Source organism: Ruminococcus flavefaciens, from assembly GCF_900116855.1.
Lineage (GTDB): Bacteria > Bacillota > Clostridia > Oscillospirales > Ruminococcaceae > Ruminococcus > Ruminococcus flavefaciens_R.
Window position 1 is genome coordinate 64,688 of sequence record NZ_UETD01000004.1, and the last position, 21,997, is coordinate 86,684.

Sequence of the window (21,997 nt, forward strand, 5' to 3'; positions counted from 1 at the left end):
ATGGGTAAACGTATCCCTATGGATCAGGCTATGGAAGCCGCAAGGATCACACCGAATGACTCTATATATGCCAAGCAGAACAAGTACGGCTACAAAATCAATGTCAATCACCCACAGATACGGCCACTATATGAAAGATACAAAGAGCATATCGGTGAAAAAATACTATCTGACAGGCAGAGACTGAATTTTGAGTGCCTCATATATCAGATGATAGAAAGAAAGAAAACACAGCATGAATAAAACGGTATTAGTCGGCAGACTCACAGCAGATCCCGAGCTCAGACAGACACAGAGCGGCGTTGCTTCATGCAGATTTACAGTTGCAGTGAACAGGCGCTATGCCGATAAATCCACAGGTGAAAGACAGGCTGATTTTATCACCTGTGTTGCATGGCGTCAGACAGCCGAGTTTGTCAGCCGCTACTTCTCAAAAGGTAAGATGATAGCAGTTGAGGGTGAACTGAGAAATAACAACTATCAGGACAGGAATTATCCTGATGTTACGCATTATTGCACCGAGGTACTGGTGGATAATGTCGAATTCTGCGGCAGCAAAAATGAAAGCGGCGGCTACGGCGCTCCCCAGAACAATTACAATAACAGTTATTCTGCTCCTCCTCAGGAGGCAGCTCCACAGCAGCCCACTGCAAATGACAGTATGTCTTACGGCGACCTCAGCGATTTTGAGGAGATCCTCAGCGACGGCGATGTTCCATTCTAAGGCGGTGAAAATGTGGCAAATCCGCAGATCAAAAACGGCTATACACGCATAGCAAATGAGCTATTGGAAGCAATATGCAGGCTCAACATATCGGGAAACGAAATGCGGATACTGCTTTATATTATCCGCAGGACTTACGGCTTTAACAAGAGCTATGCTGAGGTGCCGCTTTCGGATATTTCCGAGGCTCTCGGCATGAAAAAAGGTAATGTGTCAAGAGGAATAAAAAAGCTCCGCGAAGCAAATATAGTTGACCATAGACCGAACAAAGGTACCACTCCGCAGACTGTATCAATCAACAAAAACTATGATGAATGGGCTGTTGAAAGTTGTACAGATTTGCTGTTATCAAATTCGATAACCGTTATCAATTCTGATAACCCTAAGGGTTATCAATTTGGAAACCCTACTGTTATCAATTCTGATAACCCTAAGGGTTGCCAAAATGATAACCATACATATAAAGAAAATATAAAAGACAGTATTAAAGAAAGGGGGGAAAGAAAAACGCTCCCTTCCTCACACGTTGGTCAGAATAGGAGTGCTTTTGTTAATGATGATAACTATAATCAACTCGTTTCTGAGTACGGAGCTGATGTTATCGACAAGTACATCTCTCGGGTCGATGACTGGGCTTTCAAGAAAGGGAAGAACATAGGAGAGAGTTCGGAGACGATCAGAAGATGGCTTGAAGAGGACAACGTTCAGAAGCTTGACCCTGACATAAAGAATTATGAAAAATTCATCAATCAATTTTTGTATTGAAGGAGAAGTGACAATGGACGACAGGATAAAAATTATAGCCGATCATTACGGCTTCACAAGTCAGGCAAATATGCTCACCGAGGAAGCAGCTGAATTCACAGTGGCAGTGAATAAGCTCCGCAGAGGGCACGCAGACGCTTATGAGCATATCAAGGAGGAAGTCGCAGATGTGATCGTAGTCGCAAAGCAGCTGCGGTACCTTCTCGGGGCTGACGAGATCGACAGGATAATCGACGGCAAGCTTGAAAGACAGATAGAACGAATAAAGGGAGAGGACGACAATGTCAAAGAAGAAACCTGACTACATGATAAAGGGACAGACCGAACAGCTGTCTGAGGACATTCACAACGCAATCTTAATGGGAGTGAGCTACGGCAAGTATATGGGAATGAAGCACGATAAGCTTGCCAAGGCTCTTAAACGTATAAAATGAAACGTGAGCAGTTATGCTCTCAGCAGATACACTGTCTGTCCTGCCCTTTGTCGGTGCTAAGGACAGGCAGGGACTGCCATGAGATAAAGGAGGATATTATGTTCATAGACGATAAATGGTACACCGAACCTGAGGTACAGGCATATATCAAAGAGCTCAAAGCTCGGATAAGTACCCTTGAGGCAGCACTCGAAAGGTGCAAGGAGGAAGAGAATGAGTGATACAAAGCTAAAGCCTTGTCCGTTCTGTGGCTATAATAAGTTGAAAATAGACCGCAAGAGGAAAAGAGAAGGATATACAGGCTTAGATGATATAGTCTACTATGATACATATTCAGTGCGTTGTCCTAAATGCTTTAGCAGAGGCGGTGCAGTAGGTGGAAGAGTCCTCTCCCGTATCAGCTATGATGGTGAACTGCCTGAGTGGGCAACGACTGCCGATGAGCTGCAAGCTAAAGCTGCCAGAGCATGGAACAGGAGGGCAAATAATGACTGATACAGATATGCTGCACATGGCAGCGCTGGAAAAGAGATGTGAAGAGCTCGAAACTCGTAATGCTGAGCTTGAAGCCAAACACTGGGACGAATGCAGACAGATAGCTCACTATGATAATGACATCAAGAGCCTTAAAGCGCAGATAGCAGATTTAAAGCGGTGTGTTAAATCCTTAAATAGCGACTATCTGACAGGGTATATCTCAGCACTGTCAGCGGTTGAGGGCATGATAGATAAGAACGGAGGTACTGATGATGAAAACAGCAAGTGATCTGTTCTGGATAATTCATACAGGCTGTACATATGCATGGCTGTGCTGCAACTGCGATCGTGGCACGGAGTGCCGCATGGAAGCCCTCGCGAAGGAAATGATACTGCGAGGTGAATACTGATGATCATAGTAATAGCAGCTATTATAATAGCTCTTGCCTGTTACCTCATGGGCTTCTGCATCGGCAAGAGGTACGCCGAGGAGCAGTTCAGGGCGATGAGAGGAGAGCTGGAAACGGAGGAGCAGGATGACGGAATTTGAACTTCGCAGGTGGCTCAACAGAGCTTTTTACGCTGACAAGAAAGCAAAGGCACTGGATATGCTCGTACAGCAATGCAGAGAACGCGCCACGGGACTTGTAAGAGCGACCGAGGGTAATGACAAAGGCAGGAGCAGCACGTCAAAAAACGGCACGGAAAACGCTCTCATACAGCTTGCGGAAATGGAGGATAAGGCGGAGAAGCTCAGCGCTGAGGCTGTGAAGATCACTGCCGAGATCTGGGAGGCTATCATCGGACTTCATGATGATGACCTTGAGGCTGTGCTTATCAACAGGTATATCCTCTTCCAGACCGTTGAGCAGACGGCTGAGAGTATGGGATATGATCCGAGGACTGTTATGAGGAAAATCAAAAAGGCAATTGAAAAGTTGTCACCAAATGTCATTGAATGTCACCCTATTGATGTGTTATGATGTATACATAGAAAGCAGGCGAAACAACGGGTTGGCTTTCACGCGGCAGGCAATAAATCGTCTTTCAGTTGCTCTTGCCGCGTGCGCCTTCGCCTATTTCTATGAGTTTTACAAACATCCCTTTCACACAGCCGGGCATCTTCACCTTCAGCTCGGCTGCTCTTTGGCAGGTTAGAACAGCGGCGAGTTCGCAAGGCTCATAACCTTGAAGTCGTGGGTTCGAGTCCCACACCTGCAACCAACGGCATGAGTCCATTTTTGTATATCTCCTGAAAATAATGCAGAAGTACCTCGGCAGCAGTCGGGGTATTTCTGTTATCGGATAAGGCGGTCACAGCAATGAAAAAAGCCTGCCCTTACTGCGGAGCAGTTCATGACAAAGGATGTATCTGTCCTAAAAAGCCGCAAGGCAAATATCATCAAAGGACAGAGCTGAGCAAAGCAGATGTTTTCAGAGGCTCCTACGAGTGGAAGTGCAAGCGTGAACACATCATGAAACGGGACCTTTACTTGTGTGTTGCTTGTCGGCATAAGCTTACGGGAACTATAAGGCAGTTCAATAACGAAGACTTATCTGTGCATCATATCAGACCTCTGATCACGAATTATGAGCTGCGTTTAGATGACAATAATCTTATAACTCTTTGCAGAAACCACCACGAAATGGCAGAAAAGGGAGAGATTTCCGCTGAAAAATTATCAAAAATCCTGCCTGAGCATCCCCCCGGGGGGTGAATTTTCAATATTTGAGAGGTGGTATCCATCGACGCCCCCCTTTGAACATAAAGTATTCGGAAAATGAGTTTTTTTGGAGGTGAAAAGCTTGGCGAGACCCTGTAAAAATGTTAAATTGCAGCATGATAGATCGCTTGACAATGATGAAGCAGCTCTGCGGCTGAGCAATGAGAACAAGCTGAAGGGCGATGCTGCACAGCTCAGACCTCCGAAGTACATGACAACAGCACAGAAAAAGATATTCAGGTATATAGTCAAGAACCTTGAAGCGGCAGAGATACTCGGGAACCTCGATGTGTATGTTCTGTCCGAGTGCAGTATCTGCATTGACCGTATGCAGGAAATCGAAAGGACTATCAATGAAGCCGGTTCGATTATTCCTTCGCTCGTAAGGCTCAAAGAAACGTACACGAAAGCGTTCTTCCGATACTGCAACGAGCTCAGCCTTAGCCCTCAGAGCCGTGCAAAGCTTGCAAATATCAACCTTCAGGCATCAAATGAAGAAAATCCGCTTATAAAGGCGTTGATGGACGATGAATAGTGACTGGTTCATGAACTATGCCGAGTACGCAGTGAGAGCTATCGACATTGAGACACACTGGTATGAATTACGCGGCTGGATAACAAAGAACGGCAGGCATATCCTTATTGGCGATGACGGTGGCGGTTCTTCCGGCAGTGGAGCTGGAAAGAGTATTGACAATTCTGTAAAAAGTGGTATAATAGAAGAAAATGGTGAGCCAAAGCCTATTACTAAGATAACCGATAAGGCGATTGCAAGTGTACCCAAGGTAAAAATAAGTGGTTATACCGATGAGCAATGCTCGAAGATACAAGAACAGCATAAAGAATTGCTGAAGTATGCTCGTGATAATAATGATTGTAATGAAGTAGCGTTTGTATTTGATAGTTCATTGCAGGTCCGAAAAGAATTCAAAGGTTCTGATGATAGGCTTGATTTTGGACAGAACTTTTATGACAGTGATTTGATGATAATGCACAATCACCCGAGAAACAGTAGTTATTCTTTTACCGATATAGTTGAATTTGTCGGAAATGAAAGAATAAAGACACTGACCATTGTAAAGAATAACGGCAATGTCGAAACATTATCCAAGTTAAAGGACTTTGATAAACTCTCTCTCTTGAGGTCTTTGCAAAAGGCAGAAAATAAGGTGCTTAAAGCAACTAAAAAAGGTGAATATCGTGATAACGAATACCGAAAGGTAGTAAATAAATTCCTTGATAATCAGCAGAAAGGTGGGCTTTTTGAATGGAAGAAATGAATGTAGTTCTTGACGGATCAAATAAGGAAGGCTCTGAGAGACTTGCTGAAATGATCAAAAGACTTGAGGAAGAAAAGAAAAAAGATAAGACCGTCTGAGAGATCAGGCGGTTTTCTTATACCCATTTGTGAAGTTGACTGCACAGAAAGGAGCTGACAGCAATTGACATAGTGAAGCATAGCAGAGCTTATAAATACGCGCTTTGGTGTACCGAGCCCGATAATCAGTATGTGGGACGCTATGTCAAACGGCAGGCGAAGCTCTGGATAGCTATTGTTGACGGCAGCAACACCGAAGCTTATGTTTGCGGTAAGCGCTGGAAAAAAATAACAAAGCTGCTGAAGCTCATCATTCACCCCGATCTGCATTGCTCGATGTATGAGGGGCTTGAGGATTATGCAGTATTGTTCATATATGCCCTGTTCTGCACAAAACGCAGGAGTGATGATCTCAGATATTATGAGACGGGGCTTTTAGAGATCGCGAGAAAGAACTTCAAGACGTTCACCTCAGCGGTCATTTTTATTATCGGACTCTTGACAGAGCCAAAGTTCAGCCGCTTTTTCAGTGTAGCCCCCGACCTGTCGCTTTCCAGTGAGCTTCAGGTCGCTATAAAGAAGATAATCAAATCCAGTCCCTGTCTTGCGGATGAAAAGATATTCAAGCTCATGCGCAAGGAAGTGCGGTGCAAGCTGACAGAGTCTGAATATACACCTCTTGCGTACTCAAACGACCGTATGGACGGCAAGCTTGCCAATATGTTCCTGGCTGACGAGTGCGGAGCTATGGACAACTATCCGATAGAGGCGATGCGCTCATCGCAGATAATGCTGCTGGAAAAGCTGGGTATCATCATATCGACTCAGTACCCGAATGATAACAATGCGATGACTGAGGAAATAGATGTTGCAAAGAAGGCGATAGACGGGCTACTCGATGATGAGCGTATATTCGCACTGCTGTATGAACCTGATGATGAGTTCAAGACAGGTGATACTTGGAAGACCTCCGATGTAGCTCTCTTACAGGCTAATCCTGCCGCCTACGCTCATGAACATATGCTGAGAGACTTGAAGAAAAAGCGCGAGAAGGCTGTGCTCTACGAGAATAAGCGTGAAAACTTCCTCTGCAAGCACATGAATATCCTCTACAAGGGGCTCGGAGTCGAGGGCTTTGTTGAGATAACCAAGGTCAGAATGTGCTTTTCCGAGCCTGAGCCTGACTTCTGGAAGGGCAGGAGAGTGTATATCGGGCTTGACCTGTCTCAGACCGATGATAATACATCGGTGGCTATGGCGGCTTATGACGAGGCGGAGGATATGATATATGTCAAGGTGTGGGGATTTTTTCCTGCTGATAAGCTTGAAGAGAAAACACACCGCGAAAGAGTAGATTATAAGAAGCTCATAGAGCGTGGTGAATGCTTTGCCTGTGGTGATGAGGTAATAGATTACGGCTTTGTGGAGCGTTTTATCCAGTCGCTGCCTGAGAAATACGGCGTTGAGATAGTTCAGCTGGGCTTCGACCGATATAATGCTATATCTACTGTGCAGAAGCTTGAAGCCGCAGATGATCCTATTGAGTGCGTGGAGATAAAGCAGCACAGCAGCGTGCTCCACAGACCGACAAAGCTGCTGAAAGAGTCTATTCTCAGTAGGAAATTCAGATACGAGGGCAATCAGATGCTTGAGATAAACTTCCAGAATGCCCGATGCACCAAGGATACAAACCTCAATCTCTATGTCAATAAGAAAAAGTCAGCAGGCAAAGTGGATATGGTCGTGTCGATCATTAATGCGCTGTATCTCTTGCAGGTGGACGTACTTGACAGCATGGAGCAGGGCTTCGGCTGTCAGGTAATATGAAAGGAAGTGGTCAAAATAGGACTTTTTAAACGTAAAAAGAGACAGGAAATAAGGGCGGACACCGTCCAGAGTGCCGAGACCTCAATACTCACATTCTTTGGTATCACAGGAGAGCTGACACGCGAAGCGGCTCTCAGTATTCCTACTGTATCAGCTTGCATCGGCAAGATAGGAGAGACGATATCACAGCTTCCTGTCAAGCTTTACTGCAAAGACGAGGAGCAGGTCACAGAAATATTTGATGATCCGCGAATAAAGCTGCTCAACGGTTCGACAGGCGATACTCTCAGCACTGTGGATATGTGGAAGGCTGCTGTCGAGGACTACTATCTCGGGCGCGGAGCGTGGATATTCGTCAACAGCAGCGGTCTCAGCGTCAAGAGTCTGCACTATGTTGACAGCCGGGATGTGAGTATACTGTCTAACACAGACCCTATATTCAAGGCTTTCAGAGTACAGATAAACGCTCAGAGCTATTATGATTTCCAGTTTATCAAGCTGCTGAGACGTACCCGTGACGGATATACGAATATCCCGTTGCAGGAGGAAGCGTCTTCGGTGCTGTCAGCGGCATGGAACGCTCTTAAACTGGAAAATATGATGAACTCCAACGGCGGTTGTAAGCCCGGTTTCCTGAAAGCGAAGAACCGCCTCTCCGATGCTGCTATATCAGCTATCAAGGAAGGCTATCAGAAGGTCTATGACAACGAGCAGAAGCGTGACAAGATAATCGTGCTCAATGACGGCGTTGACTTCGAGGCTATCTCTTCAACGGCGGCTGAGCTACAGATGAACGAGAACAAGAAGACCAACAGCATTGAGATATGCAAGCTGTTCGGCTTCCCTCATACGGTCATTGACGGCGGCGCTACCGAGAATGATAACAAGAAGTTCACGGCGGCGGTGATAGCGCTCCTTAATCAGATAGAGACAGAGCTTGACAACGTTCTTCTGCTTGAATCTGAGAAGGAGCAGGGCTATTACTGGGCATTCGACACGAAGGAGCTGACACGCGGTAGCTTGAAAGAGCGCTACGATGCTTACGAGGTCGCTGTCCGGAATAATATCCTTCAGATTGACGAGATACGCCGCGAAGAGGACTATGAACCGCTCGGATTCAACTTTGTCAAGCTCGGACTCTCCGATGTTCTCCTGAATCCTGAGACAATGGAAGTATTCACGCCGAATACCGGGCAACAGAAGAACCTTCTTACCGGCGAGGAACGTGCGGAGGACGTTGAGCTGAGATATAATCATAATCACGATGAAAAAGGACGGTTCGCTTCTGGTGGCGGCGGTTCTTCCGGCGGAGCAGGCGGAAAAGCTGCGAAGAAGGTTGACAAATCTGAAAAAGATGCTATAATTGAACATAAGGAAGAGATTATAGCTGATTTTAAGTCAACTAACTTCAACGGAGAAATACATATACCGCCAAGAGAAATTGATGTCAATAGTCTTAGCTTTGATAAAAGGCATATAATGGACGAAAATCATGATGTCAATCTCAAAAGTGCAAGACAGTATATCAATAATGCTAAGGTTTCTTATACAAAGCATATTAACGGTGAAGAGTTTGAAAACTATATCGGCGATAAAGGTGCAACATATGTTAATATCACAAAAAATAGTATAAGAACAGCTTTCCCCAATGCTGAATTTACTCAAGGAACCAAAAGATTTCTTGATACTGTAAATAAACACTTGAAGTAAAGGAGTGAGTGAAATGCTTAAATGTCCATTAGTAGACAAAGAAATTGATGGAGGCGATTGTCTTATAAACACTGATATAATTGACGGCTTTATTTCAGATGATTCACACATTCCTGACGAGTTCAAAGTAAAACCTGATTACAAGGAAATCTGTAAAAAATGCAAGTACCATGAAAGCACATGGGGAGAACCGAATGACGATTAAACCGCCCAGCAACGAGAGGTTTTCTTATACCCATTTGTGCGGTCAACTGCACAAAAATATGTTGAAAAGCATTTGCAACAAAATTGAAACTTGGTTGCAAGTGCTATTTTTATACCTTGAAAGGATGTGAAATAATGAAAATTGAAGTAAGAGCTGACGGGCTGCATATAAGCGGCTACGTCAATGTCACAGGCAAGCTGAGCCGCCCTGTGATAACTCCCAGAGGCAAGGTCCTTGAAACTATCGAGGAGAGAGCTTTCAGCGAGGCTATCAAGAAGAACGGCGACATAACCGTTACCCTCGACCACGATCAGGGACACGCCTATGCAAATACGCGTGACGGTTCACTCGTTCTTCGTGAAGACGCTATCGGACTTCACGCTGATGTGCTTATCACAGATGAAACAGTCATCGAAATGGCACGCAAGGGCAAGCTGAGAGGCTGGTCCTTCGGTATGTTCAATGTTAAGGACGAAATGGAGAGCCGCGGCACTGATGAGCTGCCGATCAGGCACGTCAAGAGTCTTGAACTGGACCATGTGTCTCTGATAAAGGACAAGGTTCCATGTTATGCTGCAACTTCGGTAGAGTGCCGCGCAGACGGTAACGTAGATATGGAACTGCGCTCTCTTGATATCGAGCCTGAGCTTGTTATCGAGAATAAGCCTGACTTTACGGAGTATGAGAACAGGCTGAAAGCACTGGGATAATCCCTTTTGTGCAGTCAACTGCACAGTTTAATATGTTAGAAAGCACCATATAGGTGCTTTTTTTATACCCAAACCAAGAAATGGAGGAATTTATAATGAAAAAGCTTTTTGAGAAAAGAGCACAGAAGAAAGCGGAGCTGGACGCTCTGCTCAACAAGGCAAAGACAGAAGAAAGAGCTTTCTCTGCGGAGGAAAAGGCACAGTTCGATGCTCTCGAAGCTGAGATACAGTCCCTTGACGCTACTATCAAGGCAGAGGAGAGAGCCAAGGGCATTACTGAGCTTCACGCACCTCAGGCGGCTCCCAAGGGCGAGCAGCTCACACAGGAGCAGATCGAGGAGAGAGCTTTCGCCGACTTTATCAATGGCAAGATCACAGAGATGAGAGCAGGCGAGCAGAACGTTGACTGGACAAACAACAGCGGCGCTATCATTCCCACAACGATCGCTAAGCGCATACTTGATGAGATCAAGGACATCTGCCCTATCCTTGCAGGAGCTGATGTCTACCATGAAAAGGGCAAGCTCCAGATACCTAAGTGGACAAAGGCAAACGGTTCTCACGATGTAACCGTGGGCTATGCTACAGAGTTCACCAAGCTCACCGCCGACAGCGGAAAGTTTGTATCTGTTGACCTGGGAGGATATCTCGCCGGTGCTCTTGTACTTGTAGGTAAGAGCGTCATCAACAGCTCCGCTGTCAATGTTACTGCATTTGTTATCCGTAAGATAGCAGAAAAGGCTGCGCAGTTCCTCGAAGGCGAGCTTCTCAAGGGAACAGGCTCAAATGCAGCTGAGGGTGCAACAAAGACTACAAACGTAGTAACAACAGGAACAGCAGGCTCTATCACTCTTGATGACCTTATCGCTGTTCAGGCAGCTGTAAAGCAGGCGCATCAGAAGAACGCCTGTTGGACAATGAATTCAGCAACATTCACTGCTATCAAGCAGATGAAGGATACTAATCAGAGACCTCTCATCGAGCCTGATGTATCTTCCGAGTTCCCTTACAGACTGCTCGGAAAGCCTGTTTATCTGTCTGATAACATGGACGGAATTGCTGCAAACAAGCTTGCAGTACTCTACGGCGACTACAGCGGTCTGTCTGTAAACTTCCGCGAGGATATCAGCATTGAGGTGCTCAGAGAGATGTATCACGATCAGCACGCTATCGGTATCGACTGCTGGTTCGAGTTCGACTCAAAGATCACAGACGAGCAGAAGCTTGCTGTGCTCAAGGTAAAGGCTTCATAAATCAAACAGCGGACAGGTGGAGGCTTGTCCGCTAAATTTACTCTGAAAGGCGGCGAGAGCATGAAAATAAGTGAGCTTACCTCTGAGATGGTAAAGGACTATACGGGAATATCAGATGATGACAGCGATGACATTGTCGGTACACTGCTGATGCCTGCGGCGAAGGCTTATATCACCGGCTATACAGGACTTACGGAGGAGCAGCTTGATGAGCATGATGATCTTGCTGTAGCTTTCTGCGTACTTGTCAACGATATGTTCACTCAGAGGGACTATACAACAAGCATACACAGGCAGGTGTCTCCCACAGTCAAGACAATACTCAGCCTTTATGCTGTAAATCATCTGAGGTGACGGTATGGCTTATACAAAGAAGATCGAGATACAGCACTATACAGAGTCACAGGACGAGATCGGAAATGACGGTATGGTGTGGGCTGTTCTTATCAGGGCGTGGGCGAAGATTGAGGAGAATGCTTCAGGTAAAGAGTACTATGAAGCTGCTCAGACAAACTCCGAGAACGATGTAGTGTTTAAGATAAGATACACAAAGGCTCTCGAAAATAAGCTCACTTCAGAGCTTCGCATCTCATACAGGGGAGCTTTATATGACATCAAGTCCATCGGAGGACTTGCCGAGAGAGCTCCTGAGCTCACTATAAGAACTGTGCTGCTGAACGGAGGTGTGAGGTAATGGCAAAGGGACATAATCAGCTTATTGCAACACCTGTGGCACTTGTCGCCGCAATGGTTTCGGCTTGTCAGGAATATACTGACGAGGTCAGAGAAGCAGTAGAGGAAGGCATAATCGAGATAGGACAGGAAGCTGTCGAGCAGATAAAGGTACTTGCTCCCGTATATGAGGGAAGCAACAAGAATACTCCCAAGGGAGCATATCGCCGCAGCTGGAAATACCGTGTTGACAGACAGCGTGGAAGGATAGAAGTGACTGTCCATGCCAAAAGCCCCCATTACCGCCTTACACATCTGCTTGAAAACGGTCATCTAAATCGTGACGGAACTACACGTTCAAAGGCTATCCCTCATGTCAGCATAGTCAATTCATTGGCTCAGAAAAAGGTAGACAAGCTTCTGGAGGAGTTGTAGATGGAACTTACAGAGATAAAAAGCAGGCTGGAAAGTCTCGGTATCCCCGTCGCTTATATGCGCTTCAGAAAGCCTCAGAGCCTTCCATTTGCGGTATACTATGAGTCTGGAACGGAGATAAAGGGAGCAGATAACTATAATCTGTACCGTGATGTTACCATAAATATTGAGCTGTACACCGAAAAGAAGCAGCCGCAGCTTGAGAGACAGCTGGAAAACTTATTCAGGGACAGGGAGATAGATAAATCTCCCGATATCTATATCAAGGACGAGGATATGTACATGACACCATTCTCGTTCGATACTATTCAATACATTGAGGAGGAATGATCATGAAAAAGGAACTTGACAGAATTGCTTTAGGTTCAGTTGACATCTATATGATGGAGTTCACGGGCTCAGCTGTTGCGGATATACCTGCTGACAGTGTGATTGAGACCGAGGCAAATCACATCGGCAGAACAAAGGACGGTGGAGAGATCGTTTATTCGGCATCGTTCTATAACGTAAAGTCTGATGACGGAAAGGCAGCGAGAAACGAAATGACCGATGACAGTGCAACTATCTCATTCGGTCTCATCACATGGAGCGGTGACACGATAACCAAGCTTGTGCCTACTGCAACAGCTACTGTTACGGGCACCAAGCGCCGTACCCTTATCGGCGGAGTTGCCAACAAGGATGACAAGACCTATCTTATTCGCGCAGTCCATAAGGACAAGGTCAAGGGAGATGTGCGCTATACCGCTATTGGCAAGAACGTCAACGGTTTTGCCGCTTCCTACAGACCTCAGCAGGAGACTACTATCACTCCCAGCATCACGGCAGAGCCATTTGATGACGGCAGACTCATCATTCTTGACGAGGAGGATGTTACAGCTGCCACAACTGGAGCAGGTGCTTAAATGTACAGGACGATAGTTTATTTTGAGGACCTTCAGGATGACAGCCACCCCTATAATGTGGGAGACGTCTATCCCCGTGAGGGCTTTACTCCTTCGGACGAAAGGATCAAGGAGCTTGCCACGGACAAAAATATCCGCGGAATTCCCCTCATAAAGAAGGAAGAACACAAACCAAAGAAGAAATGATACAGGCGAGCTTATTGCTCGCCTTTTTCTGTAAAGGAGTATATCATGAGACGATTTAACTTCAGACTGGATAACGGTACAGCACTTACAATACAGCCTCCTACACTGAGAATGTATTATAAGGAGCTTCTGACAGCAAAGAACGATCCACAGCTGTTCAATGCTGTGGCTCATATCTGTGACAGGAACGATGAAGGAATAACAGTTACCGAGGAATATGTAGTCGATAACTTTACTGTTGACGACCTCAGCCGCTTTATGAGAGAACTTCCCGAGTGGATCAACAGCGAAAGGAAGGCTGACCCAAACTGACGGTACCTTATTCTCCGTGCAAAAGCGAGGATAAGGTGTATTATAAATGCGTGTCAAGCGACATGAAGGTAGTATCTGACTATACACTGCTTGATTTTTCTCAGATAGACGGACTTGAAGTGTTCGATTATTACGGCTATCTTCATGACGCTGTTGTCTGGAATTGCAGCAGATCAGAAGCAGGGCGTGACTACCTTGAGGACGCATATATGCACAGCCGGACCGAGCCTGACAGAGCTGCGCTTAAAAATATCAAGTAAGGAGGGAGAAAATGGCAAGCAATAAAATAAAAGGACTTACAGTTCAGATTGGAGCTGATACCCTCGGACTTGATACAGCTCTCAAAGGTATCGAGCAGAAGACAAAAAAGGCTGCCGATGAGCTGAAGGACGTAAATAAAACAATAAGGATCACAGGTGAGTCGGCAACACTGTGGGATCAGAAACAGAAGCTGCTCAATACTGCTCTCGATGAAAGCAAAAAGAAGCTCGGCACTCTTATCGAAGCGCAGTCGCAGGTCAAAAAACAGCTTGCAGATAAGACGATCACGGGAGAACAGTACCGAGCTTTTCAGCGTGAAGTCGAATATGCAAAAAGCGCTGTTGATAAGTACGAAAAAGAGCTTGCAGAGGCAAAGGACAAGGTAGGGGAGCTTGGAAGTGCTTCTGACGCTGCCGCAAGGGAAGTAGATGACTTCGGAGATGAAACCTCGGAGGCAGCCGAAAAGGCAGATAAAGCTTCAAAGGGCGGTCTTACAGCTGTAGCCGTTGCCCTCGGCAATTTTATCTATGACGCGGCGAAAAAAGCAACTCAGGAGATAGTCGGTTTCGGCAAAGAGATAGTGTCAACGGGAATGACATTTGAAAGCTCCATGTCAAGCGTGGAAGCGATCTCAGGAGCCACTGCCGAGGAGCTTGAACAGCTGGAAGAAAAAGCCAAGGAAATGGGCGCAACAACAAAATTCACAGCCGCAGAGTCAGCCGACGCTTTCGGATATATGGCTCTTGCAGGCTGGAATGTAAGCGATATGCTCAGCGGTATCGACGGAGTTCTTGAACTTGCGGCTTCCTCAAATATGGACCTTGCAAAGGCGTCTGATATCGTTACGGACTATCTAACCGCTTTCGGCCTTACAGCGCAGGACTCCTCACGGTTCGTCGATATAATGACGTATGCTATGGCTAATTCAAACACCACTACGGAAATGCTTGGAGAAGCCTACAAGAATTGCGCCGCTACTGCCGCTTCAATGGGATATTCAGTCGAAGATACAACAGCCGTACTCATGACCATGGCGAATGCTGGTATCAAGGGCGGAGAGGCAGGAACAGCTCTCAACGCTATAATGACACGTCTGGCGACTGATACAAAAAACTGTGCTACCGAGCTTGCAGAGTATGGCGTCAACGTATATGATGCTGAGGGTAATATGCAGAGCCTTTCAAGCATACTTGAAGGAGTTTCGGATCACTGGGAGACTCTGACTGATCAGGAGCAGGCAAACCTTGCAAAGATGCTTGCAGGCACCAACCATTATGCAGCTTTGCAGACGATCATGAGCGGACTATCCGACACCGCTGAAGAAGCAGGTATGTCCTTCGGAGACTATACCAAGGCTCTTGAAGAATGTGAGGGCGCGGCAACTGATATGTCGCACACTATGATAGACAATCTTCAGGGAGATATGACCATACTTGACAGCGCCGTTGACGGTATGAAGCTTTCTCTTGCAGATGAACTCAATCCTGCTCTCAGGGATGTTGTCCAGTATGTTACAAAGCAGATGCCAAATATCCAGAAGGTAATGAAGCCCATTGCAGAAGGCGCAGGAAAGCTGATAAAAGGTATAACTGACAATCTCCCTGCCGTTATGGCAGTCATTAAGCAGAGAGCTCTGCCGGTCATAGAAGTACTTGGCGGAGCACTCAAGAACGCCTATGAGGGCGCTAAATGGCTGGTGGAGAAACTTCCCGGTGTCAGTGGATTTGTCCGCGATGTAAAAAATGTCAAGCTGTTCAGTGAACTGACAGAGGATGCGAGAGCGCTTAATGACGGTATCAGGAAAGATATCGAAAAAATGCGTGAGCTCCGCGATACTGCAAGAGAGCAGACAGAGACAGACCTTGCCGAAACCTATAAGACAGAGGCTTTATATGAAGAACTCAAGGGGCTGGTAGATGAAAACGGCAAAGTAAAAAAAGGCTATGAGGACAGAGTTAACTACATTATCGGAGAACTACAGCAGGCAACAGGCATAGAAATACAGCAGGTCGATGGAGTTATACAGAAATACGATGAGCTTCAGGCTAAGATAGAGGAAACCATCAAGAAGCAGCGTGCTCAGATATTCGAGAAGAACTATACCGAGATGTATAGTGAGGCACTTGTGCAGAACGGTCAGGCTGCGAGCAAAATCGCCGAAGCACAGAAGACCCGAGAGGAAAACCAAGCCTACATCGATGACCTTAACAGCCGCGTAAAAGCCATGTTCCAGCCGGGCGGCAAAATGTATAACTCAGACATCACATATGATATGGTCGGAGAAGTCAGTGATGGCTCCATTGAGAAAATGAAAAAATGGGGTATCATCAATGATGAGGAATATGTTAAGGCAGGCAGAGCTCTCAATAATGTTATGAATTCATCAGACAGTCTCGCCCGGCTTTACGCCGAAATCAGGAACAACAATCATATCATCGAGCAGTACGAAAAAGCCGAGGAGGCTCTTGCCAACGGCAATTATTCAGATGCACAAGGGTTATTTGCGAGCATTGATAACGCTTCTGTAGCTTCCTTTGGGAAGATAGAGGATAATGTTGATGAGGCTGTGGAGCATTACAAGGAAGCCGTTGATGATGTGGGGCGTAAGATCGAAGCTGTTACCGATGAGAAAATAAAGTACGGTGATACTGCAATAAAAGCCGAAATAACCGAGCTTGTTGACAAAATGAAAACTGACGGACTGAAAGGTGCTGATATGCTTGCTACGGGCATTGTTGATAAACTTTCAGCAATAGACGGCTTTGACACATCTGCACTTAAAGAGTTTATGGCACAGACGGGCGTTGATCTCGGCGATATCCTTGCAACTACATCGTTTGAACAGATGAGCAGCTCTCTTCGTTCTGCTGTGACAGAGCTGCTGTATTCACAGAATGACCTTATTTATAACACTATAAACAGCCCAAGCGATGCAAGACTATATGGTGAAGGAAGATACGATATAGGTTATGCTCATCATGCAACCGGCGGCACCATAGGCATAGGACAGCAGGGTATTGTCGCAGAGGCAGGTCCCGAGCTCCTTCAGGTAATGAACGGCGGTATCAAGATCACTCCGCTGAGCCGCACGGCAACGAACACCCCCGTCGGAGCAGGCAGTGGTACGACTATCAACAACTACAACAACACCGTCTACGCGACGGTGAGAGGCAAATACGACGTATACGGCATGGCTGAGGACATGGCAACAGCCGAGCGCCGTATCGAGCAGGGAAAAGGCAGGTGATAGCATGAGCACATTTATTTTTAACGGCATCAGCTCCGACACTCTGGGACTGATAATCACAACTCCGATGATCCGCCCTACATGGCAGCCCGAAAGGGATTTTACGGCTATACCGGGCAGACCTCAGCAGTCATCGCACGAAAAACAATGGTACCCCAATGCTGAGCTTACAGCATACGCAGTGATCACAGATGCAAGCGCTGAGAAACTGCATGATATCTATGCCAAACTTCGCGGCTACGGAGTGCTGAGTATATCGACAGCACCAGATGAGATACTCTACGCATTTGTACACCTGCCCGTCCCCGAGGCTAAGGCTCTGCTCATGGCGGAACTGCCTATTGTATTCGAGTGTGAGCCTTTTGCCTACGCAGCGGCGGAAAAGGCTGTTGATATCACGGAGACAAATCCGTATAAGCGCGTAGACGTCGAGGGCACTGTATTCTGCGATCCCACGATAGAGTTCGTGCCGTCACAGGCAAGCACCGATATCAACTGCAACGGCAAGGTGATACAAGTCAAAACACCGCAGGAGATCATCGGAGCAGGCTATCCGGACACATACAGCATAACGCTTGACTGTGACGCGCAGCTTGCATACTATACCCGTCCGAGCGGTGACAAGGTCGCCTGCACGGAGCTGACCAAGGGACCGTTTCCGCGGCTCCATATCGCGGACAACTACATCATCAACAGCGGCGTGCAGTCTGCCGAGATACGCTATAGGGAGAGGTGGTACTAAGTGAGCGAGATCAAAGAGCTGACAAGTATACCGCCTATAGTTTTTAATTCACAGGGCGGAGAACTTATAGACTGGAGCGTCACGGGAGCCGCAGGCGGCGTCGGAAAGGAGACGGCAAACAGACTTGACTATAAGCCTATAGCTCGTGGCTCGGGGCCCGGCGGCACATATACCGACGGCACCACCATTGCAGGTGTTGCAATGAACGCTGTCAGTATCCCCGACGGAGCACCTGCCGACGCCGACCATCAGCGCTGGTATATGCTCCGTGCAAATATCAACGAGGGCGGTAACTGGGTGGACGATTACAGAAGTCCCACCTATGCCAACTGCAACTGGTATGCGAAGCTTACGGCAGGCACATACAAGCTCATTGCAGAGTGTGCAAATCCCTACGGCAAAACCGTCCGCGTGCCCAATCTTGACAGCATCTACCGCAACGACAGTGTATTGCCGGGGAACCATATCCCCAGATACGACCTTGTGGACAGCAGCGGAAATACACTCATAGAAGTAACTTGGGAGAACTTCTTCGTAAGCGAAAATCAGCGGAGATGGACCCGAAAAGAGTCCGTATTCACCATAGCGGAGGAGACCAGTGTCGGCGTGTTCTCGAAGATGTTCCAGTACGACAGCTCCTACGCTGTTGATAATATCACGCCCTATCTTGTATTCCGCTACATGATAGTGCCTGTGGACACACCGACATCGCAGTTCAGCGTCACCCTGCCCATATCGGGCAGTCCCGTTATCTCGGGCGAGAGCTGCTGGGAGCCGCACAAGGTAACGCTTGCGCTGACTATCAGCTCAGTGGGTGCAGGCGCAACAGATATCGAGATAGACATCGGACAGAAGCTGACAGCAGGTCAGACGATATCCCTTGCAAGCACTGGCAGAAGTATACCCACTTACTACGGCCGCAATACCATCACCTGTGACAGTGAAGTGCAGCCTACAGTATACATCAAGTACACCGAGCAGGAGCTTGTGCCGATGTGGGCTGAGGAGCGCCCTGCGCAGGTGAGCATATATGACATACATGAACCTCAGAGCGGCTTTGACCACAACGGCATTGCTATCCTTATGCCGTCGGAAGTGACGTCAGAAAAAGAGGATAAAGGGCGCTGGGATATCACTCTCACGCACCCGATCGACCCATTCGGGAAATGGACATACATCGTAGGGCAGAACATCGTCAAGGTTAACAGTCAGCTTTTCCGCATAGATGAGACTGAGATAGTCGCAGAGGCAGACTCTGAGTATATCACAGCCCATGCATGGCATATCACCTACGATATGAGCGACTACTGGATAGAGGAGGCACAATTCACAGCCGTCGGCGGCGAGAACTACATCACGCAGCTGAACGCTCACCGTGTCAAGGACTTTCCAAATCAGCAGCACATGGTCGGAGAGTATACGTTTGATATCACATCCGACCTCGAGGGACAGATGGAATGCTCTATCACCGATCAGAGCATCATCGAGTCGATTTTCGGCGCCGATAACTCGCTCGTCACTCTCTACGGTGGCGAGGTATATCGAGACAATTTTCACATGAGCGTCAATCAGACACTTGAGGGAGCACCTGAAGGCAATGCGTTTACCTTGAGGTACGGCACCGACCTTACGAAGATATCCTTCAAGATAGATATGTCGGGCTGGGTCACGAACCTGATCGGCGTCGACAATTACGGTAACATGGTAGGCGTATGGTACGATACATCGGGCGACTGGATCGTACATCACCATAAGACAAAGCGCATCCATTTTACTTACTCGGACGAGGCAGCAGATGGCATCGAGCGTCTCTGGAAATCTGTATGGCCGTACTGGGATAGCGTAAGCACTCCGACGGTATCTATTGTCGTAGAGGTCGCCAATATCAAAGGTGACCCGAAGTACAAAGATTTCCTGAACTTGCAGAACTATGACGTAGGCTACAAGGGGACGATCTATGTCGAGCACCTCGGCATAGACGTGGAAATGAAGATAGTCTCTATACGCAGGAATGAGCTGACAGGGGAAGCAATACAGATCACCCTCGGCAATACCAGACGCTCGCTGATACGGCAGACAGTCATGTCGCAGACCATAGTGTCCCCGAATTCTGTGGAGGGCAAGAACGTAGCCGCCATGCAGTCGATGCAGGCGGAGCTGTACAATACTCAGACTGCACTCATGAGTATGAGCATTGCGGGCATGGAAGCGTTCGACATAGCAGAACTTGAGCGCCGAACGATAAACGAACTGGAGGGAAAATAATGAGTACTACATATACGCCGAACTACAACCTCGGCAAGCAGGAAGATCACGCCGACAAGTTTGACATGAGTGTGATCACCGAGAATATGGACAAGCTTGACACAGCACTGTATGAGCAGGCAGAGGATATCGCAGAAGCCGATACCGCCGAAGCCGCCGACCGTGCCGCACTCGCTGAGCTTATCGACGGTGGAGCGAAAAACCGCCTGCCGATAACATCTGTTGATAGTCTCAAGCGGCTGAATACCTATGGTACATGGGAGAACAATGTCTACACTCACTCAAGCGGAGTCGTATTCACAGTCAACGATGATATGTCAATCACAGCAAACGGCACAGCTTCGGGAGCAAATGCAGTTTTCATTCTTTCAATGCCGGGAGGCTTTTCGATTGAGGCAGGCAACTGGATCCTCTCGGGCTGCCCGTCAGGCGGCTCGGCAAGCACATACAACATCGCTATCGCGGGTACGACGTCCGACACAGGTACGACGGGAAGCTTTACCTCGTGTAGCAAGGTGCTCGTGAGGATCTACGTCATAAATGGCACAAGTATATCAAATGCGGTATTCCGTCCCATGGTCTGCTCGAAAGCAGCATGGGATATATCACAGGCTTATCAGCCCTACCGCCCGAGCTATGCTGAGCTCTACGCGATGGTGCAGGCGCTTCAGGGCGGCAGCAGTCTCAACAGCGTGCAGTCAACTGCACAGCTCACGGCACTCGACAAAACCGAAGAATTAACGACAATAGACGACAGCAGTTATACAACGGAAAACAGTTGATTTTCACCTTTTTTCAGACTATAAGTGAGAGGAGGTGAAAACATGGACAGCAGTATTATAGTATCCATCATATCAGCAGCTGTGACAATTATTACAGTAATCATAAATACAAAGGCAAGTAACCGTGAACTGACACACAAGCTTGAAACACAGCAGGCTGTCACGGAGACTAAGATAGACAGCCTGACATCTGAGGTCAGGGAACACAACAACTTTGCAAGGCGTATGCCTGTCGTCGAGGAGCAAATCAAGGTCATCAATCACAGACTGGAGGATTTGGAACGTGAAAATCAAAGAAAGAGTAGCTAAGCTTATAGACGTAAAGTCGATAGTTACGCTGACATTAACAGGAGTATTCGCCTTTATGAATGCCGCAGGTCTGGATGTTCCTGAGAACTTCAAGACGATATACATAATGATAATAGGCTTTTACTTCGGTACTCAGACAAACAAAATAAAGGAGGAAAAGTAATGAATAGTCCATACGAAGGCAAATTCAAGGTATCGCAGCAGTATACCCTCGGAACTCATGACGGACTCGACCTTGTCGGTATCGACAGCAAAGAGATCCACAGCTGTGCTAATGCAGAGGTTATCCATGTAGGCTGGGAAAACGCAGCGAACCACAAGCAGGGCTTCGGCTACTATGTAGCTACGAAGGACGATGTTGCCGGCAAAGACGGCGTGCAGAAGATACGCTACTACGGTCATCTTACTGAGAACAGTGCAAGAGTAAAGGTCGGCGACAAGGTCAAAATCACTGATGTGCTCGGAATTGAGGGACACACTGGCTATGTGATACCCGACGGTCCCGGTGGAGCTCATTGTCACTACGAGATCCGTTCCGCGTTCTATAAGGGGGCGAAGGTCTATGATGTCAGCGCAGAGTCAGGTATTCCCAACGTTAAGGATGGTATCTATGATGATGGCTATCGCCCGAAGCAGAGCACTGCTGAGAAGAAAACGATAGAGGTAATGCTTGAGTATGAAGGACATAAGTACAGCGGCCTTCTGGAAGAACTGTGAGCCTTGACAGTCTGCAC

At 47.2% G+C, this 21,997-nt stretch carries 34 protein-coding genes and 1 tRNA gene; all 35 read left to right on the forward strand.

What is annotated here, in order from left to right; all coding sequences use genetic code 11:
* The 35 genes from DSZ37_RS04320 (at window position 1) to DSZ37_RS04470 (ending at window position 21,980) form a co-directional block, all read left to right on the forward strand.
* Window positions 1–243 (forward strand): hypothetical protein, encoded by a 243-nt coding sequence (locus DSZ37_RS04320; RefSeq protein WP_109725725.1) that lies wholly within the window; start codon window positions 1–3, stop codon window positions 241–243.
* The gene (locus DSZ37_RS04325; RefSeq protein ID WP_109725726.1) at window positions 236–724 is read left to right on the forward strand and encodes a single-stranded DNA-binding protein; all 489 of its coding nucleotides are present in this window, start codon (window positions 236–238) and stop codon (window positions 722–724) included. Before DSZ37_RS04320 ends, DSZ37_RS04325 begins: the two co-directional genes overlap by 8 nt.
* A 12-nt stretch (window positions 725–736) precedes the next feature.
* Complete coding sequence (locus DSZ37_RS04330) at window positions 737–1,489, forward strand: replication protein (protein ID WP_109725727.1); 753 nt, start codon at window positions 737–739, stop codon at window positions 1,487–1,489.
* A gap of 13 nt (window positions 1,490–1,502) precedes the next feature.
* On the forward strand, window positions 1,503–1,790 hold the full coding sequence (locus DSZ37_RS04335; protein ID WP_109725728.1) for a hypothetical protein: 288 nt from the start codon (window positions 1,503–1,505) through the stop codon (window positions 1,788–1,790).
* Window positions 1,771–1,923, forward strand: a complete 153-nt coding sequence (locus DSZ37_RS17605; RefSeq protein WP_181380236.1) for a hypothetical protein — start codon at window positions 1,771–1,773, stop codon at window positions 1,921–1,923. Before DSZ37_RS04335 ends, DSZ37_RS17605 begins: the two co-directional genes overlap by 20 nt.
* Window positions 1,924–2,021: 98 nt before the next feature.
* Window positions 2,022–2,144, forward strand: a complete 123-nt coding sequence (locus DSZ37_RS18105) for a hypothetical protein (protein WP_278298070.1) — start codon at window positions 2,022–2,024, stop codon at window positions 2,142–2,144.
* Window positions 2,137–2,418, forward strand: coding sequence for a Lar family restriction alleviation protein (locus tag DSZ37_RS04340; protein WP_109725729.1), 282 nt, complete (start codon window positions 2,137–2,139; stop codon window positions 2,416–2,418). The genes DSZ37_RS18105 and DSZ37_RS04340 overlap by 8 nt, the downstream gene beginning before the upstream one ends.
* Window positions 2,411–2,689: a hypothetical protein gene (locus tag DSZ37_RS04345; protein WP_109725730.1), complete on the forward strand. Its 279-nt coding sequence runs from the start codon at window positions 2,411–2,413 to the stop codon at window positions 2,687–2,689. Before DSZ37_RS04340 ends, DSZ37_RS04345 begins: the two co-directional genes overlap by 8 nt.
* Window positions 2,670–2,810 (forward strand): hypothetical protein, encoded by a 141-nt coding sequence (locus DSZ37_RS17610; protein ID WP_181380237.1) that lies wholly within the window; start codon window positions 2,670–2,672, stop codon window positions 2,808–2,810. The genes DSZ37_RS04345 and DSZ37_RS17610 overlap by 20 nt, the downstream gene beginning before the upstream one ends.
* Window positions 2,810–2,950 (forward strand): hypothetical protein, encoded by a 141-nt coding sequence (locus tag DSZ37_RS17615; protein ID WP_181380238.1) that lies wholly within the window; start codon window positions 2,810–2,812, stop codon window positions 2,948–2,950. Before DSZ37_RS17610 ends, DSZ37_RS17615 begins: the two co-directional genes overlap by 1 nt.
* A complete protein-coding gene (locus DSZ37_RS04350) occupies window positions 2,937–3,383 on the forward strand; it encodes a DUF1492 domain-containing protein (RefSeq protein WP_109725731.1) in 447 nt (148 codons plus the stop codon). Before DSZ37_RS17615 ends, DSZ37_RS04350 begins: the two co-directional genes overlap by 14 nt.
* A gap of 164 nt (window positions 3,384–3,547) precedes the next feature.
* Window positions 3,548–3,624: transfer RNA gene (locus DSZ37_RS04355), tRNA-Met, on the forward strand.
* Window positions 3,625–3,722: 98 nt separating this feature from the next.
* Window positions 3,723–4,118, forward strand: coding sequence for an HNH endonuclease (locus tag DSZ37_RS04360; protein ID WP_109725732.1), 396 nt, complete (start codon window positions 3,723–3,725; stop codon window positions 4,116–4,118).
* Window positions 4,119–4,197: 79 nt separating this feature from the next.
* Window positions 4,198–4,659 carry a P27 family phage terminase small subunit gene (locus DSZ37_RS04365; RefSeq protein ID WP_242978567.1) on the forward strand — a complete coding sequence of 154 codons (462 nt, stop codon included), beginning with the start codon at window positions 4,198–4,200 and terminating at the stop codon, window positions 4,657–4,659.
* On the forward strand, window positions 4,652–5,404 hold the full coding sequence (locus tag DSZ37_RS04370) for a hypothetical protein (RefSeq protein ID WP_109725734.1): 753 nt from the start codon (window positions 4,652–4,654) through the stop codon (window positions 5,402–5,404). Before DSZ37_RS04365 ends, DSZ37_RS04370 begins: the two co-directional genes overlap by 8 nt.
* A gap of 170 nt (window positions 5,405–5,574) precedes the next feature.
* Window positions 5,575–7,269, forward strand: coding sequence for a terminase TerL endonuclease subunit (locus tag DSZ37_RS04375; RefSeq protein ID WP_347504405.1), 1,695 nt, complete (start codon window positions 5,575–5,577; stop codon window positions 7,267–7,269).
* A gap of 6 nt (window positions 7,270–7,275) precedes the next feature.
* Window positions 7,276–8,979, forward strand: coding sequence for a phage portal protein (locus tag DSZ37_RS04380; RefSeq protein WP_109725736.1), 1,704 nt, complete (start codon window positions 7,276–7,278; stop codon window positions 8,977–8,979).
* Window positions 8,980–8,992: 13 nt separating this feature from the next.
* Window positions 8,993–9,184, forward strand: coding sequence for a hypothetical protein (locus tag DSZ37_RS04385; RefSeq protein WP_109725737.1), 192 nt, complete (start codon window positions 8,993–8,995; stop codon window positions 9,182–9,184).
* A gap of 134 nt (window positions 9,185–9,318) precedes the next feature.
* Window positions 9,319–9,894: an HK97 family phage prohead protease gene (locus DSZ37_RS04390; RefSeq protein ID WP_109725738.1), complete on the forward strand. Its 576-nt coding sequence runs from the start codon at window positions 9,319–9,321 to the stop codon at window positions 9,892–9,894.
* A gap of 95 nt (window positions 9,895–9,989) precedes the next feature.
* Window positions 9,990–11,147, forward strand: a complete 1,158-nt coding sequence (locus DSZ37_RS04395) for a phage major capsid protein (RefSeq protein WP_181380239.1) — start codon at window positions 9,990–9,992, stop codon at window positions 11,145–11,147.
* Between the two features lie 60 nt (window positions 11,148–11,207).
* Window positions 11,208–11,501, forward strand: a complete 294-nt coding sequence (locus tag DSZ37_RS04400) for a head-tail connector protein (RefSeq protein ID WP_146198157.1) — start codon at window positions 11,208–11,210, stop codon at window positions 11,499–11,501.
* A gap of 4 nt (window positions 11,502–11,505) precedes the next feature.
* On the forward strand, window positions 11,506–11,841 hold the full coding sequence (locus tag DSZ37_RS04405) for a phage head closure protein (RefSeq protein ID WP_109725741.1): 336 nt from the start codon (window positions 11,506–11,508) through the stop codon (window positions 11,839–11,841).
* A complete protein-coding gene (locus tag DSZ37_RS04410) occupies window positions 11,841–12,254 on the forward strand; it encodes an HK97 gp10 family phage protein (RefSeq protein WP_109725742.1) in 414 nt (137 codons plus the stop codon). Before DSZ37_RS04405 ends, DSZ37_RS04410 begins: the two co-directional genes overlap by 1 nt.
* Window positions 12,255–12,584, forward strand: coding sequence for a hypothetical protein (locus DSZ37_RS04415; RefSeq protein WP_109725743.1), 330 nt, complete (start codon window positions 12,255–12,257; stop codon window positions 12,582–12,584). It abuts the gene before it with no gap.
* Between the two features lie 2 nt (window positions 12,585–12,586).
* Entirely contained in the window at window positions 12,587–13,159 is a 573-nt protein-coding gene (locus DSZ37_RS04420; protein WP_109725744.1) for a hypothetical protein, read from the forward strand.
* Window positions 13,160–13,345, forward strand: a complete 186-nt coding sequence (locus DSZ37_RS04425) for a hypothetical protein (protein ID WP_109725745.1) — start codon at window positions 13,160–13,162, stop codon at window positions 13,343–13,345.
* A 45-nt stretch (window positions 13,346–13,390) separates the two neighbouring features.
* Window positions 13,391–13,657: a hypothetical protein gene (locus DSZ37_RS04430; RefSeq protein WP_109725746.1), complete on the forward strand. Its 267-nt coding sequence runs from the start codon at window positions 13,391–13,393 to the stop codon at window positions 13,655–13,657.
* Window positions 13,658–13,707: 50 nt separating this feature from the next.
* On the forward strand, window positions 13,708–13,917 hold the full coding sequence (locus tag DSZ37_RS04435; protein WP_146198158.1) for a hypothetical protein: 210 nt from the start codon (window positions 13,708–13,710) through the stop codon (window positions 13,915–13,917).
* A gap of 11 nt (window positions 13,918–13,928) precedes the next feature.
* On the forward strand, window positions 13,929–17,165 hold the full coding sequence (locus tag DSZ37_RS04440; RefSeq protein ID WP_109725748.1) for a phage tail tape measure protein: 3,237 nt from the start codon (window positions 13,929–13,931) through the stop codon (window positions 17,163–17,165).
* A 4-nt stretch (window positions 17,166–17,169) separates the two neighbouring features.
* Window positions 17,170–17,907: a hypothetical protein gene (locus DSZ37_RS04445; protein ID WP_109725749.1), complete on the forward strand. Its 738-nt coding sequence runs from the start codon at window positions 17,170–17,172 to the stop codon at window positions 17,905–17,907.
* A complete protein-coding gene (locus tag DSZ37_RS04450; protein WP_109725750.1) occupies window positions 17,908–20,172 on the forward strand; it encodes a phage tail spike protein in 2,265 nt (754 codons plus the stop codon).
* A complete protein-coding gene (locus tag DSZ37_RS04455) occupies window positions 20,172–20,954 on the forward strand; it encodes a hypothetical protein (RefSeq protein WP_109725751.1) in 783 nt (260 codons plus the stop codon). Before DSZ37_RS04450 ends, DSZ37_RS04455 begins: the two co-directional genes overlap by 1 nt.
* 42 nt (window positions 20,955–20,996) lie before the next feature.
* Window positions 20,997–21,263: a hypothetical protein gene (locus DSZ37_RS04460; protein WP_109725752.1), complete on the forward strand. Its 267-nt coding sequence runs from the start codon at window positions 20,997–20,999 to the stop codon at window positions 21,261–21,263.
* Window positions 21,238–21,426, forward strand: coding sequence for a hypothetical protein (locus tag DSZ37_RS04465; RefSeq protein ID WP_347504406.1), 189 nt, complete (start codon window positions 21,238–21,240; stop codon window positions 21,424–21,426). Before DSZ37_RS04460 ends, DSZ37_RS04465 begins: the two co-directional genes overlap by 26 nt.
* Window positions 21,426–21,980 (forward strand): M23 family metallopeptidase, encoded by a 555-nt coding sequence (locus tag DSZ37_RS04470; protein WP_109725753.1) that lies wholly within the window; start codon window positions 21,426–21,428, stop codon window positions 21,978–21,980. Before DSZ37_RS04465 ends, DSZ37_RS04470 begins: the two co-directional genes overlap by 1 nt.
* Window positions 21,981–21,997 lie beyond the last annotated feature (17 nt).